This is a genomic window from Salinimonas sediminis, assembly GCF_003429285.1.
GTDB classification, from domain to species: domain Bacteria; phylum Pseudomonadota; class Gammaproteobacteria; order Enterobacterales; family Alteromonadaceae; genus Alteromonas; species Alteromonas indica.
On sequence record NZ_CP031769.1, the window covers coordinates 745,810 to 760,612 of the forward strand.

Sequence of the window (14,803 nt, forward strand, 5' to 3'; positions counted from 1 at the left end):
AGGCACATTATAGTAAGCACTACAGTCAGTTACTGTTTATAGTGGAGCGGTTATCTCTCTTTATTCTGGAGGATTAGCACTAGCCAGTATGTATTATCAACCTCAGGCAGCCTTTTTTCGATGCGTCGCAATGTCCATGTTCCTCTACTGCACACTGTACTATCGCCCCTCGCGGTAGGCGTGTTGGGTATGGTCACTATCAGTAGTGTCTTGGCCGAGGAACACGCCGCCACTATCGCTTTCTCAATCAAGCAAAAAACCGCTGATGAAGCGCTCATTGAGTTCGCCGAGCAGGCCGGCCTTACGGTTATTTTTCCCTACAATAAAGTGCGGCATACCATTGCCAACCCGTTACAGGCGAGGTTGACGGTCACGCAGGCCCTTAGCCAGTTATTGGCGGGTACTAATCTTACTGCCCGGCTGGATGAAAAAAATCATGTTCGCATCAGCGTGTTGCCCGCTGAAGAACCCAGCAACTGGTTGAGCCAGTGGTTTCATGAATTAACCGCCGCGCAGGATGACTTATTGATGGTGCCGATGTCCGATGATGCGGAAATGGTGGAATATATTGAAGTAAAAGGCTTACGGGCGCGTACTTCACAAAGTGTCAGTATTAAGCGCGATGCTGACTATGTACTGGATACGATTCAATCATTGGAAATGGGGAAGTTTCCTGATCAGAATTTGGCAGAAGCACTGCAACGGGTGCCGGGCGTCGCCATTGATCGGGCGGAAGGTGAAGGGCAATTTGTAACCGTGCGAGGCTTCGGGCCGCAGTTTAATCAGGTGCTGCTTAATGGCAGACAATTGGCGACCGACACGCTGGGCCGGCAATTCAGTTTCGATACGGTGGCGCCCGAATTAGTGAGTGCGGTGACAGTGCATAAACAAGGCCGGGCCGACTTGCCTACCGGCGGTATTGGCTCCACTATCATTGTACAGACCTCCCGGCCGCTGGCGCTGCGCGGGTTGCGGGTGGCTGGCAGCGTAAAAATGCAATACGATGCGAATAGCGGTAAAACTTCCCCCCAGGCATCGGTGCTGTTTTCTGATACTTTTTTTAACGACAAAATGGGCCTACTGCTGTCTTATTCAGATTACGCTCGCCACGCGCGGATTGATGAGGCGCAGATAGACGGCTGGGTAGTCAATACCAATGTTCCGGATGCTCAGTTAGACCGGCCGGTCGATACCTTATATGTACCCCGTAAATACGATCAGCGGGTAAGGTTTGAGCAGCGCCATCGGCAGGGCGCAACGCTGGTGTGGCAATACCGGCCGAATGATAAAACCGAATTTACCCTGGATTATCTTGGCACCCGCTATAATATCGATTCTTCCGCCACCTCGATGGGGCACTGGTTCACCTCAAGCAATCTTGAAAATGTCATCACTGACAGCAACGGTACGGCAGTCAGGTTTAGTCAGCGGGTAGGTCATGCTACCGATTTTCATGCGCGTTCATTCAACCGCGATACTGCGTTGCACAGTGCGGGTATAGCACTCAACTGGCAAGCCTCGGATAATCTGGTGCTGGATATCGATTTATCGGGTTCCAGAGCCAGTGTGGATGATCCCCAGGGAGAGGGCGATGCGTTGTCTCTGATTGGTTATCTTAACCAGTCCACGTTTGATCATACACAGGGAAATATCTTACCCGCGATCAGTCATTTTGATGCTGCCAACCCAGCACAGATAAATGCTGAGGGAGTAGTCTCGGGGGTACAAAACTACCTTGACCCCGCCAATGGCCGCGCCCATGTAATGCTCAAACGGGGCTGGCAAATTGAAGATACGATATCCCAGGCCAGTGTAGACGCCCGCTGGCATCCCCCAGGCCAGGCTATAAGCCGGCTTGATGGCGGTATACGTATCGCTCGCCAAAGTAAAGACAATGAGCGCAGAGACAATGAAATTAATGGTTTACACTGTTATTTTTGCGGTTACTTTGATGCGCCCGACTTGCCTGATGATTTTCAGCAGGTATTTGATGCCGGTGATGATTTCCTGGCCTCGGTGTCTGGCCACCAGACAATCCCGCATGCCTGGTTACGCCATGATGGTCCACAGCTATTTGCCTATCTGGAAGACGCAGCCCAGGTAGATCTGAGCCCTGTGCGGCGGGGAAATTCTTATCAGGTTACCGAAACCGTCCAGGCGGCCTACCTGAATATATCTTTGGACTATGCGCCGGGGCCATTACTGGTTACCGTCAATGGCGGTTTGCGTTTTGAAAACACCCAGGTCTCGGTAGGTGGTTTGTACGAACCCCTGGTGGGGCTGGAAATTCTGGATCAAACAGAGTTAGGCCAGGTGATTGGCAGTATCCAACAGGTGCATCAGACTCACCATTACAGTAACTGGCTACCAGCACTGAGTGCCCGCATTGCCTGGCAGGACAACTGGGTGTTACGCACTGGCTATGCCCGAAGCCTTACCCGGCCCACGCTTGAGCAAATGTCGCCGGGGATCCGCTACACCACGACCCGTCAAGGTGGTGATTTGCGTGCCTCGGTGGGTAACCCGGCGCTAAAACCCTTTGTGGCTGATAATTTTGATATGGCGCTGGAGTATTATTATCAGCAAAGCAATTATTTATCGCTGGGTGTGTTCCGAAAATACGTGGATAACTTTATTACTATCGATAGTCAGGAGCAAATCTTTAGTGGTGTCACTGACCCTTCTACCGGGAACGATCCGCTTAAAGCTGATGCCTTGGATGAGATAGCCAGGTTTGCAGTAGCACAACCCTTCAACAGCGAGACGGCCACGGTTGATGGGGTGGAGCTGAGTGCCCAACACCTGTTTGGTAAAAGCGGCTGGGGGGTACAGGCGAATCTGAGTGCCGTAAGCAGTAATGCCGAGTTGGACAAAACCGATATTAATCGGAAATTTGCCCTTACCGGCCTATCGGGGGCTAAAAATGTGGTGGTGTTTTATGAAAAAAATGCTCTGCAGTGGCGGCTTGCCTGGAATTACCGCGATGGCTTCTTACAGTCATTAGAGCAACCGCTTAGCACTGAGCCCACCTATGTCAGCCCCTACAAGCAATGGGACATAAGTGCGTCGTATGCGTTGAATAGCCAGGTATCTGTATTTATTGAAGGGATTAATTTAACCAACGAAACGGTGCATAAGCATGGCCGCTTCTCCAATCAACTATTACTAGTGCAGGATACCGGCAGCCGGTTTGCCCTGGGGATACGGGCGACCTATTAAGGTCAGCCAATCTGAATACAGGCATTGCCGGTAAGCCTGCCGGTAGCCGGATCCTCAGACAAGATGCTAGCACTTATCACCCCAGAATGAAATAAATTTGAAGGATAAAAAATAGCCCGGTTAAAGGCCCACTCTATTTGGGCTATATGCTTAAACAAGCGGGTATCCTGACGAATATAGTCATTGGCGGGAAAGCCTACCGTGGTGGCCTGTTCTTTCAGGCGCTGCAAATAGCGGCCAGCTGCGGCACTGGTTACTTTCTCAAAGGCCGTGTCGCGATGCCGGTAGAATGCCGTTCCCCCCGTGTTGTTAAGCGACAAATAATGGACCATAGCCCACTCATTGTCGCTTACTGCATCAAAGTGCGGCACACACTGAATAGGCTTTAGGGTGCCGGGTTTTTGGGTAGCCAGCGAAAACCTGCATGCCGACAACTTGAGGGTATGGTAGCGCCGCCGGGCCACCCCCATTATGGTGGGGAGTTGCTCATTCACAAACTCTTGATAATGGCTATGGGCGGGGGCCAATACACCCGGGTAATAGTCCTCGCTGGCCGCAGTAAAGCTGAGCCCGCAAGCCTGGGCCCGCAACTTATCCGGCGCGGGGTGAAAATTATCAGCAATCACCACGGGGGTGCGGCCTGAGCCAACCAGTACGGTGGTGTAGGTAGCGTTTTGCTTATCGGTTGCTGGCAAAACACTACGCAAAGAAGCTACTTGCCCCTCGGTATCACTACTAGCCAAACCACTGTTCACCTTTAGCCAAGCGGGCATTTTTACGCTCAATAAGCGAGTACACGTGGGCATGCGAGGCCAGTAAAATATAGGCAGGTGCTAAAAAACCGTTTTCGTGCAGCATCGCTACGGTTTCGCCACATAAGCCGCTGAGTTTATCTTCATCAATAGTGTATAACCCAGATACCTTACGTGAGGTATTATCTGCCAGTGTAATATCCAGAGCAATCGGGGTCAGCAAATCCAGGCTGCTAAGCGCTTTGATAAAAGCCTGTGTACGTACTTCCCCCTCTAACAGTAACGCCAGTAATTCCTGTTTATCAGCCATGAGCGGGGTAGGGTGGCCTGACTCGTCGAACAGTGGCACACCATTATCATGGCTCACTGCATCACTTTGCGTATCAATGCATACCAGATGTTTATCATCTTCAGCATCGTCATTGTGGCCGATATAAAATGGGTGACGTTCTATTTGTGCAGGTATGTACAGGCCGCGCCAGCTGTCTTCTTCCCAGAAGAGGTTTTCGCCTTCTTCAAACCCGAGCATGGCAGAACATACAAACTGGCCGGTATCCGCGTTTTTAGTAAACACAATCGGATATTGCACAATAAGCTGATTAAACTCGCTTAGTACCACCGGGATAAGGTGTTCGTTGGCCCCCGTGGCGGCGACTTTATCCGTGTGGACACGCAGAGTTTTATGTTGCTGAGGGTTAAGCGCCACAAAATGAGACATGCATGATTCCTTATTACCGGTAAATGTAGGTATGACGAAGCTTATATAAAATAAGTATGCTTTGTACGCATCATGCGGCAAAAAATGTTCATTTCTTTAACCCTAAACTGAACCTGACCGCTGTTTTCCTACCCGCCATAGCCTATGCATTACACTACGCAGACAATAATTCACAAAGCTGCCCGGATGCAATAAGCAGGGGAAATTAAAAGGAATGAGGATGACAGGTAGAAGTAATGAGGGACGAGGCTATGCCGTCAGAACCACAGCTGATGTCAGGCGGGGGACGGTGCCTGATAACAGCTATAACCACGTTCTAACGACACAACCTCAGTTTACGTGCCTTGGCAAACCACACGATGAGGCATTTCAGTACCTCGATAGCTAAGACGACTCAAATCCAAAACTCCCCCAGCGGCTAGCTAAAAAATTATCGGTAAATCATCACAACGCAGGCTTATCGCGGGTAAAACGAGTGGTTAGCACCCAGCCTATACTCAGCACTATCAGCAAGTGAACAGGTAGCAAATACACCCCAATATTGACATCAAACAAAGCCTGTACCAAATAAGCGACCGTGGCTACCTGACACCCTATCAACAGGCCGGTGGTATTGCCATGTAATGAATACCGGAATAACCGAATTAGCAACAGGCCGAGCGGAATCATCAGCAATGCAAAACCAAGTGCCCCCTGGGTTGCGAGGGTTTCCAAATAATCGTTATGAGCGCGTTTCGACATTTGGGTGTTACCCAACTCGAGGGGTTTGTAGTTATGCTGCACAAAAGGGTAGGTACCCGGGCCAGTACCAAATACCGGATAATCTTCAATCACCTGAATGACGGTATTGCGTAACAGCGTTCTGCCATTGTCTTGCATTTTTTCGTCAGTAAAGCGCTCGTAAATAGATGATTGCATAAACAAGGTGATCAGCAATACAGCGGCGGCTGCCATACTCCCAAGCACCTTAGGCTGCATCATGTACCCTGCTAAATAACGGTTCCGGCTAATAAAAAATGCAGCGGCTACGGCGCAGCCGACCAGCAGCGAAACCAGTGCCCCGCGAGAGCTGGTATTCATCAGCGTAGCCAGCAGAATAAGCAACAATAGACTTAAGCCACAGGTGACAGGGGTGACCAAGGCTGTTCGCTGGCGCCGCTTTATGAGCTCATCGGTAAGCAAGCCGGCGCATAATGCAATACAGATAACCATGTACATAGCATATTGGTTCTTATAACTGAATGTCCCGCGGATCCCTTCATGCCATGACAAGTTCCATGGCGGTATTGCACTCACCAATTCAAATGCTCCACCACTGGTAAAGTTAAGCAGGGAGTAAACCGCTGTTAGGGCGCCACTCGCTACAACCACCGCACTAAACCAGCGTAGTTGGCGTCGCGTAGTAAACAAGCGCCCCACCAGCAAAAATATAGCAACCAACCCCGAAAACTTAAATAATTCAATAACACTGGCTTGCCGATACAGGCTTAGATAGCCGTAATCGGCCACCTCCACGCTGGATAACCACTGATAGGTATTGGGGCTTATCCAGGCGATAAGCGAAGAGGGTAACGGCACCAGGTACAAAACGGTATGCAATAACCATATCCCAAATAACCCGGTAATCAGTAGTGAACCCGTGGGTAAGCGGGCAAGCGCGTGTTTATCCCACAACATGACGACCAGCGCGGTAAACAGGCCCGCCGCCACGAATAATTGTTCCCAGAACAGTTCTGCACCGTGCAGCCAGGGCAACACCACTAGCGTGCACAACATGATAGCCCGCGCCAGGGGCAGTGCGATGTTATTGGACAACGGCATTGGGGGTCGTGGCTTCAAGAACACGTAGCTGAGCAGAGGTCTCACGGTTAGGCGAGCAACACATAAATGGTGTCACAGTATGGTATTGTTGCATGTAGTGAAACAAAATTTCCTTGGTAGAGCGCTCGCGTAACGCGCTTTTTATCAGCGGCTCTGCCAACTGATGAATATCAGGGGGTAATTCGCCCCATCGTTTAATCAGCACCGGGCCAACCAGTTGTTGCACCGCTTTTTCAAACGGGCCCACATTAAGTACCTGTACCAAATCAGTATGCGACGCCTGGGTGAAGGTATCTTCAAAGTCATCTAAAAAAATCTGTAAGGCCAGCGCCTCGTAATGTGAAGGTTGAATCAACCCCACATCCGATAAGACTTTACGCGCGGCTTCATAATAAATTTTAGAGGTGTCAGTTTGGCCGCGCACAATATATAGCCGGGCAAGGGCTAATTTTACCTGTGCATCGTCAATTAATACTGAATTAATCGTTTCCAGTTGCTGCTGAATACTGGCAATTTCGCCCGGCGCGGGCAGGCTGTCGCCATCAAACCACGCCTGCGTTTTGTCTGACGCCACGTCTGCAGCTACATAGGCTGTGCCGGTTTGCGCACACATAATCGCAAATATTACTCCTAAAGCCATGATGCTATAGCGCAATACCCGAAAACCGGCATGGCTGCTCAAGCCCGTCTCCGGGGATGTTTTGTGTGCTTTTGTGTTAAACAATGGGCCGGCCATAACAACCTGATAAAGACTCTAAAGATAACCTGCAATGCGAATTACGTTCCAACTCTGCTTATTTTAATACACCATCGGATAAACCGCGGTTCAGGGGATTGCTTACGGAACGCTACCAGGTATTGTGTCGAGCTACCTGATGGCAGGCCTGGCCCCTGCTTGACCACCTCAGCGTATCGGGTGGCTATCCTACCATACCCAGTTTAGCGTTTGTTATATACAATGCTACCATTAGCAGAACGTTACTATCATTATTGTATCGTCACATTAATGCCAGTAGCCTATCAAATTCAATGTTTTACGTGTTTCTTATGGAATCCTTTATGAGGGATACGTAAAGCCGGAATCGTTAACGTGTTACGGATAATTAGATGAAAAAAGCGCTCATCTCAGGAGTTACCGGTCAGGATGGCTCTTATCTGGCAGAATTTTTGTTGGAAAAAGGCTATGAAGTTCACGGCATAAAGCGGCGAGCCTCATCTTTTAATACGCAACGCATTGACCATATTTATGAAGATCCGCACGATAACCCGCGGTTTATATTACATTATGGCGACCTGACTGATACCTCGAACCTAACCCGAATTATTGCCCAGGTAAAGCCCGACGAGATTTATAATCTGGCTGCCCAGTCACATGTCGCTGTTTCGTTTGAAGCACCAGAATATACGGCCGATGTGGATGCCCTGGGCACCTTGCGAATGCTTGAAGCCATACGTTTTTTGGGGCTGGAAAAAACCACCCGTTTTTACCAGGCATCCAGTTCAGAGCTATACGGCAAAGTGCAGGAAACCCCCCAAACCGAAACCACCCCATTCCATCCTCGTTCGCCCTATGGCGTAGCAAAATTGTATGCCTACTGGATAACGGTAAATTACCGCGAATCCTACGGCATGTATGCATGTAATGGCATTTTGTTTAACCATGAGTCGCCGCGACGGGGCGAGACCTTTGTGACCCGTAAAATAACCCGTGGTATGTCGAATATCGCGCAGGGGCTGGAGCAATGCCTGTATTTAGGTAACCTGGATGCATTACGTGACTGGGGCCACGCGAAAGATTACGTGCGCATGCAATGGATGATGCTTCAACAAGATCAGCCAGACGATTTTGTGATAGCCACAGGAAAGCAGATATCCGTGCGCGACTTTGTGCGAATGGCAGCCGCGCACGCTGGTATAACCTTGACCTTTAGCGGCAGTGGGGCTGATGAAATTGGTACGGTCGCCAAGGTATGTGCAAAAGATGCCCCTGGGGTGCAGCCCGGCGATGTAGTCGTAAAAGTCGATGCGCGTTATTTTCGTCCCGCGGAAGTCGATACCTTATTGGGCGACGCCTCAAAAGCCCGTGATAAGCTGGGCTGGGAGCCGGAAATATCGGTAGAGCAAATGTGTGCCGAAATGGTGGCTGAAGATCTTGATAAGGCCAAACGCCATGCGTTGCTTAAACAACATGGCTATACCGTCTCAGTAACCAGGGAGTAGCAAGTGAAAACCGTATTTGTGGTAGGCCATAATGGAATGGTGGGTTCCGCCATTGTTCGCCAGCTCTGCGGGCGCAGCGATATCAGGTTGCTCACCTGTGCCCGGGACCAGCTTGATTTACTGAACCAGGCCCAGGTTGACCGTTTCTTTGCCGCACACTCTATTGATGAGGTGTATCTGGCGGCAGCTAAAGTGGGGGGGATCCATGCAAATAATACGTACCCGGCCGAGTTCATTTATCAAAACCTGATGATACAGACCAATGTTATTCATAGCGCACATAGCCACAATGTAGCTAAGCTGCTGTTTTTAGGTTCCTCTTGTATCTACCCTCAGCATGCAGAGCAGCCTATGCAGGAAACTGCTTTGCTAACCGGCACCCTTGAGGCTACCAACGAACCGTATGCGGTGGCCAAGATAGCTGGTATTAAAATGTGTGAAAGCTACAATCGACAATATGGACGAGATTATCGTAGTGCGATGCCGACAAACCTGTATGGGCCGCGCGATAATTTTCACCCAGAAAACTCCCATGTTATTCCCGGCCTGTTACGCCGTTTTCACGAAGCAAAAATGCGCGGCGATGCGGCGGTCACAGCGTGGGGAACTGGACGTCCCAAGCGTGAGTTTATGCATGTCGATGATATGGCAAGCGCCAGTGTTTACATCATGGAAAGCCCCCAGCACGATTATCTAGGCCTGGTAAGCCCGCGGGTAAGTCACATCAATATTGGTACAGGCAGGGATTGTTCTGTAAAAGCGCTGGTTGAAACCATCGCCCGTATTACCGGGTTTACAGGCGCTATACAGTGGGATACCCATCGCCCAGATGGGGTGGCGCGTAAATTGATGGACGCTACCCGGTTGACGACCCTGGGATGGCAGGCCAGTATCTCCCTTGAGGAAGGGTTAGCCCAAACATACCAATGGTTTTTAGATAATCAGCAGGAGTTTCGAGCTTAGTCCGTTGAGGCGTGAAACAGCGCGTTAAGTGTTTTTTGGCCAAATAACATTTTTTCGCTGATATCATGGTCATCTTGAAAAGCTTCAATCGCGTTTTTCAAATCCTCAGTCACTTCGCTGCTGGGCGGACCTTCGAAATAGCCCTTTTGAATCAGTACTTGCTGTACTGCTTCGACTACCTGAGAATAAAGTTTATAGTGTTGGCCGTTATCGCTCACTTTTATGGCGCCATTAAATTCGCTAATCCGCCCGTTGTGTAGCTGGTTAATTAACTGGGTACTGGCCTGAAAAAAGCTAAGCTGCGGGTGTTGTTTGCAGTACGCGTAAAGATAATTTCCCAGTGTTTGTATATCGCGCCATGAGGTTACATCAAAGGTGTCACTTAAGTGTTGGTTTTGCCCGGTAAGATAGCCGTTGAGCCAGCCAGCATAAAGATATTTTTGGGGGTTATCTTCTTGCAGCATTTTGACATAAGTAGGGCATGGAGTATTACCCACTCCTTTAATGGCAAACTTTTCATTTTTATCCATAGCGAAGGCCGCCGGCGTGAGTGCTATAAGTATCAGGCTAAGCAAAGGTTTCATTCATTGTCCTTAATTATGCGCGCCCCTTTAGCGCAGGGGCGCGTGGGTATGACGACTAATGTAATGTCGACTTTCTTCTTACCAGTGTACAGCCTAATCCCAGTAACACCAGCAACCCAACAGCGGGTTCTGGCACCGCCACCCCGGTATCGTCCAGGGTCAGGGCATTCATGAGTAACCGTTCAGCCGTTCCGGTCCAATCTAAAAAAGTCGGGAAGGCTGCAGCAAAGTCGGTGGCTTCTATATCGAGCAACCGGTCAAGCCCCACTAGCATAAACGACGAAATGCCCATGCCCAGAGTAGAAAAATCGAACATGCCCCCAGGTGCCAGCGTGGCAACGACTACACCATCGACCATCACATCAATATCCCCAAAGCCAAAGGATGCGTCTGGTGTCATGACTTCTGAAAACAGCGCGCCGCCTTCAAGTGTATATTCAAAACCATACGCATAAGGAGGATCGAACCAATTACCGCCTTCAGGTATTTCGAATACAAACTCACCTGGTGCTGGCACAAATGGCAGAATAGGGTTACTTGCATTTTCGCCAGGTTCGACGCCACCTACGCCGCCAAAGGCAAACATAAAGGTAGCCGGCGTACCGGTGGCCGGTGCGTCGCTTTGTTGGCCAAGTGAATACACGTTTACCCCCAGGTTGGTAAGCGCTGAAATGGCTTCAATTTCGCTGCCTGCGCTACCATAAAATATATTGAAGGTGCGGCTTTCACCTGCGGCTAAATCGCCGAACGCAAAATCAAACACGGAGCCATGATCAGCGGGACCATTATCGGTAAAATCGGTATTTACTGTGTCGCTGTTTACCCAGCCTGCGGCGGAGCGTGGGTCACTGCTGGCAAAACCGTTATCGCTGGCATAGCGCACATTGCCCCCATTGCTTTCAAGATTAGCGGTAACGCCAGAGTGGGTAACATACTCGCTGAACTCCGTAGGCGGAATATCCCAGTCCATAGCACGGCGATACACGACATCGCCAATGGTCGTATCTGCATTATTGGCAATGGTGACTGAAGCCTGAAACACGCCATTGGCTAATGAACGTCCATAAGCATGGGTAACACTGATGGGCGCATCCTGAAAATTAACCATCGAGGTTACGGACGCGTCGGTAGCGCCAAAGATGCCATCGCTCAAGCCCATAGCTCCACCGGTTTCTTCATTTGCCCAACCCGCTACCCGGGCGCTCTCGTAACTTGCCGCCACGCCCCAACCTTCACACAAACACCCCGGAGACGTCGCATCACCTAAGCCAGCGCGCCATAAACCCACAACGTCAGAACCAAATTCGCTATAAAATTCTTCCGGCAGGCCTGCAATGTCCGAGGCCCTGACATTAAGATGCCCTTCATCATTAACCCCTAGATAGGTATCGCCGTATTGTAGAATGGTCGCAGCGTTAACTGGGGTAAAGGCTGCGGTGGTAAGAGCGGCTGCGCATAGCAGCGAGGTATGAAATAACTTTTGCATGGAATTATCCTTATCAAAAAGCAAATCAACAACAAAGTTTGTTGAAAATGCGCCCTACCAGCTAGGGCAATTCCACGAAGCAATATATAAACCAATCTGTATGTTTATGTTTATAAAGGAAAAGTTTTATTAAGGGGGGTCGGTTGGTAAGTTGTTGTAAATAAATCTGACATTTTTTTACGTTTTATTAGCATTAGCCCAGCGGCTAATAACGGTTTGCAGATCTGTGGCTGTAAACGGCTTGGAGATGTAGTCATTCATGCCTGCTGCTTCACAGGCTTCACGGTCGCCCTTCATGGCGTTGGCGGTGAGGGCCACAATGGGTACATTAAGATAGCGCTCCCCAGCTTCGCCCTGACGGATCCGCCGGGTGGCCTCAAAGCCGTCCATCTCGGGCATGTGGCAATCCATTAGAATAACATCAAAGGTAATTTTCATCTGCATCAAGGCGCTTATTGCTTCCTTCCCATTAATTGCCGTGAGTACCTTGTGTCCGTTCAGATTTTCCCGGGCGATTAGCTGGTTAATTTCGTTGTCTTCAACCAGTAGAATACGCGCTGCCGTATAGTTTTTGACCTTTGAAATCGCTGTCGGGGAGTGTGCCGCTAGCGTAGGATGGGGTAAGTCTTTAGGGGCTTTGCCCAATTGAATGGTAAAGCTAAAGCTGCTGCCTTCGCCTTTGCGGCTAGTAACCTGAATGTCACCACCGCACAGTTGACAAAGCTGCCGGGTAATAGCCAAACCCAACCCAGTGCCGCCGAAACGCCGGGTCGTAGTATCATCTTCTTGAGTGAATACTTCAAAAATACGGCTCACTTTCTCCGGCGCAATCCCGATACCGGTATCTTTTACGCATCCCTCTAGTCGCCATTTTTGGTTATGATGACGTAGTGCGATACTCACCTCAACACAGCCCGATTGAGTAAATTTCACTGCATTACTTAGCAAGTTACCTAATATTTGGCGTAGCCTAACCGCATCGCCTATGACTATGCTTGTTTCACCCAGGTTAAGCGAGATGGTTAGCTCAATGCCTTTCTGATCGCAGTTGGTCTGGTATTGCTCAAAAATAGTTTCCAATAGCAGGCGAAGATTAAACGGTGCCCGTTCAATATTCAGCTGGCCTGCTTCAATCTTTGAAAAATCCAGAATATCATCAACAATATGCTGCAGATTGTGCATACTTTGCAAAGACAGGTTCAGATACCTGCGCTGTTTATCATCCAGGGCAGTTTCATCTAACAGTTGCAAGGTGCCAGATATACCATGTAACGGCGTTCTTACCTCATGACTCATACTGGCCAGAAAACTGGACTTTAAACGGGCGGATTCTTCCGCCCGATGGCGAGCATCTTCTAGATATTCGCGGGTTTTCTCTTGCTCGGTAACATCCTGGAAAAACACCACGTAGTGCGTCACTTTAGTATCAGAACGCACCGGCGTCATAACTAACCTGGCATAAAACACATGGCCGGTTTTTTTATACAGTAATAAGGTTTCATCCAAAGACTCACCGGCTTTAACCTTGTCATAAATCGTGCGAAGGGTAGCGCTATCTGTGTTCTCGCCAATCAGCAGATTAGCCGGTTGGCCAAGGGCTTCTTTTGACGAAAACCCACTGAGTTGGGAAAAGTAGTTGTTAATATAAACTATTGGCATAGTAGAGCGGGTGGTATCAGCAATAGCGATGGCTACCGTAGCGCTCTCCATGGCATGGGTCATCAGCCGGTTCCGGCTTTCTAAATCGCGCTGCTGACTAACGTCATTGCCTACTAAAACTGACCCTATCACCTCTTTGTTATCACTGATAAAGGGTAATAAAGTCCATTTAACCGTTATTTGCCGTGGGGCTGCGGCATCGGTATATGTGGCATCCAGCGTCGTACCCGTATCATTCAGAAAGCTGGCAATACGTTGGAGTTCCTGGGCGTCCAGGCCGTAATGCGCGGCAGCCCGTTCGTAACGATGGTTTGAAATTACCACATGGCCTTCATTGTTTAATACCACCAACAGCTCTTCAAGCGAGTCGATAACATTGGCAAATTGGCGGTTCGATAATGTAATGGTCAGCAGATTAACGGTAAGGTTGTCGAATGCTTCGCGAATATCCGCTAACTCTGCCGGTTCATCAGTTGGCGCGAGCGAGCGGGCGGCAGACTTTTGCTGCATACTGGCTAAAATAGATTCGTATAATGTTTGCAAAGTAGTGGCAGTTAGCCCGGCGGCTCGATTTACCGCATGCAAACTAACTAGAATAGTCGCAATAATACTAATTAAGAGTACCGGAATTAACCACAGTACAGCTTCATACGCCTGCGTGAACGGCGACAAGCTATATAAGGTTAAGCCTTGCCACTGACGGGCGTAACGGGTCCAGTGAGAATATTCGGCCAAAGTGAAAGAGGTGTGGGGAGCAAAGGTCTGGGGGGCGGTGCTATACAAAATTTCATTGGTGCCACTAACTATCAGCTGAGTGGCACTATTTTCGCGCGGATTAATCAGTTGCCCGATGTCGCGCACATAGAGAACCAGCGCACCCTCAACCGAACTACCAATATACACCGGCACTGCTACTATAATGCCATTTTCATGGATTCGCCAAAACCGTTTCCCCTCTTCCAACGTGGCCGGTTGCCATAAAGCAGCTAAACCATCCGGCAACTGACCATGCCAGTTTTTGCTAATGACTTCTTCCCCCGCGAAATCAAATAACGCCAAACTGGCATCAGTGGCCCGGGATAAACGAAGGGTGCGAAAAAATAATGGCAGGTAATTATCGCGTTGCTCTATGTCGATAAAACTGTTCACTACCAGGTCGTTACCGGCAATGCTTTCAAGCAGCAACAACGTATCGCGGATACTAAAGTCGATATCCGCACGTAAATTTTCGACATGATGCTGTTGATTAGATGATACCTGCTGCTGGGCAAAATATACCACTGCAAAACAAATAAGCAGGCTGATAATAAAGAGCGCCGCCAGTAGCTTGGGTAACAGAGTCCTTTGTAACGTGCTAGCCAGCGAGGGTCTTGCAGACATC

At 49.4% G+C, this 14,803-nt stretch carries 10 protein-coding genes; 3 read left to right on the forward strand and 7 right to left on the reverse strand.

The genetic code is table 11. The annotated features are described in order from the left end of the window. The first annotated feature begins 120 nt into the window (after positions 1–120). Positions 121–3,219 carry a TonB-dependent receptor gene (locus D0Y50_RS03390; RefSeq protein ID WP_232366444.1) on the forward strand — a complete coding sequence of 1,033 codons (3,099 nt, stop codon included), beginning with the start codon at positions 121–123 and terminating at the stop codon, positions 3,217–3,219. 2 nt (positions 3,220–3,221) lie between these two features. Here D0Y50_RS03390 and D0Y50_RS03395 read toward each other — a convergent pair whose 3' ends face one another. The 4 genes from D0Y50_RS03395 to D0Y50_RS03410 all read right to left on the reverse strand — a co-directional run bounded on the left by D0Y50_RS03395 (position 3,222) and on the right by D0Y50_RS03410 (position 7,192). Further along, entirely contained in the window at positions 3,222–3,962 is a 741-nt protein-coding gene (locus D0Y50_RS03395; RefSeq protein WP_117315503.1) for a DUF6445 family protein, read from the reverse strand. Beyond that, a complete protein-coding gene (locus tag D0Y50_RS03400) occupies positions 3,955–4,689 on the reverse strand; it encodes a SapC family protein (protein WP_108568112.1) in 735 nt (244 codons plus the stop codon). Before D0Y50_RS03400 ends, D0Y50_RS03395 begins: the two co-directional genes overlap by 8 nt. Positions 4,690–5,133: 444 nt before the next feature. Then, on the reverse strand, positions 5,134–6,510 hold the full coding sequence (locus D0Y50_RS03405; RefSeq protein ID WP_117315505.1) for an O-antigen ligase family protein: 1,377 nt from the start codon (positions 6,508–6,510) through the stop codon (positions 5,134–5,136). Next, positions 6,494–7,192: a hypothetical protein gene (locus D0Y50_RS03410; RefSeq protein WP_133175139.1), complete on the reverse strand. Its 699-nt coding sequence runs from the start codon at positions 7,190–7,192 to the stop codon at positions 6,494–6,496. Before D0Y50_RS03410 ends, D0Y50_RS03405 begins: the two co-directional genes overlap by 17 nt. Positions 7,193–7,617: 425 nt before the next feature. Between D0Y50_RS03410 and gmd the strand changes: the two genes are divergently transcribed. Beyond that, positions 7,618–8,730, forward strand: a complete 1,113-nt coding sequence (gene gmd, locus D0Y50_RS03415) for a GDP-mannose 4,6-dehydratase (protein WP_108568115.1) — start codon at positions 7,618–7,620, stop codon at positions 8,728–8,730. Between the two features lie 3 nt (positions 8,731–8,733). Then, positions 8,734–9,693, forward strand: a complete 960-nt coding sequence (gene fcl, locus D0Y50_RS03420; protein WP_117315509.1) for a GDP-L-fucose synthase — start codon at positions 8,734–8,736, stop codon at positions 9,691–9,693. Here the strand turns inward: fcl and D0Y50_RS03425 are convergent. The 3 genes from D0Y50_RS03425 to D0Y50_RS03435 form a co-directional block, all read right to left on the reverse strand. After that, positions 9,690–10,277: a peptidoglycan-binding domain-containing protein gene (locus D0Y50_RS03425; RefSeq protein WP_117315511.1), complete on the reverse strand. Its 588-nt coding sequence runs from the start codon at positions 10,275–10,277 to the stop codon at positions 9,690–9,692. The two genes, fcl and D0Y50_RS03425, sit on opposite strands and share 4 nt — an antisense overlap. 55 nt (positions 10,278–10,332) lie before the next feature. Further along, a complete protein-coding gene (locus D0Y50_RS03430; protein WP_117315514.1) occupies positions 10,333–11,763 on the reverse strand; it encodes a PEP-CTERM sorting domain-containing protein in 1,431 nt (476 codons plus the stop codon). A gap of 177 nt (positions 11,764–11,940) precedes the next feature. Continuing rightward, positions 11,941–14,802, reverse strand: a complete 2,862-nt coding sequence (locus D0Y50_RS03435; protein ID WP_117315517.1) for a hybrid sensor histidine kinase/response regulator — start codon at positions 14,800–14,802, stop codon at positions 11,941–11,943. Between the last annotated feature and the right edge of the window lies 1 nt (position 14,803).

Excerpts from the sequence above, each read along its gene's own strand:
- D0Y50_RS03390 (WP_232366444.1), top strand. The coding sequence starts at position 121 with ATGCGTCGCAATGTCCATGTTCCTCTACTGCACACTGTACTATCGCCC.
- D0Y50_RS03400 (WP_108568112.1), bottom strand. The coding sequence starts at position 4,689 with ATGTCTCATTTTGTGGCGCTTAACCCTCAGCAACATAAAACTCTGCGT.
- D0Y50_RS03405 (WP_117315505.1), bottom strand. The coding sequence starts at position 6,510 with ATGCCGTTGTCCAATAACATCGCACTGCCCCTGGCGCGGGCTATCATG.
- gmd (WP_108568115.1), top strand. The coding sequence starts at position 7,618 with ATGAAAAAAGCGCTCATCTCAGGAGTTACCGGTCAGGATGGCTCTTAT.
- D0Y50_RS03425 (WP_117315511.1), bottom strand. The coding sequence starts at position 10,277 with ATGAAACCTTTGCTTAGCCTGATACTTATAGCACTCACGCCGGCGGCC.
- D0Y50_RS03430 (WP_117315514.1), bottom strand. The coding sequence starts at position 11,763 with ATGCAAAAGTTATTTCATACCTCGCTGCTATGCGCAGCCGCTCTTACC.
- D0Y50_RS03435 (WP_117315517.1), bottom strand. The coding sequence starts at position 14,802 with ATGTCTGCAAGACCCTCGCTGGCTAGCACGTTACAAAGGACTCTGTTA.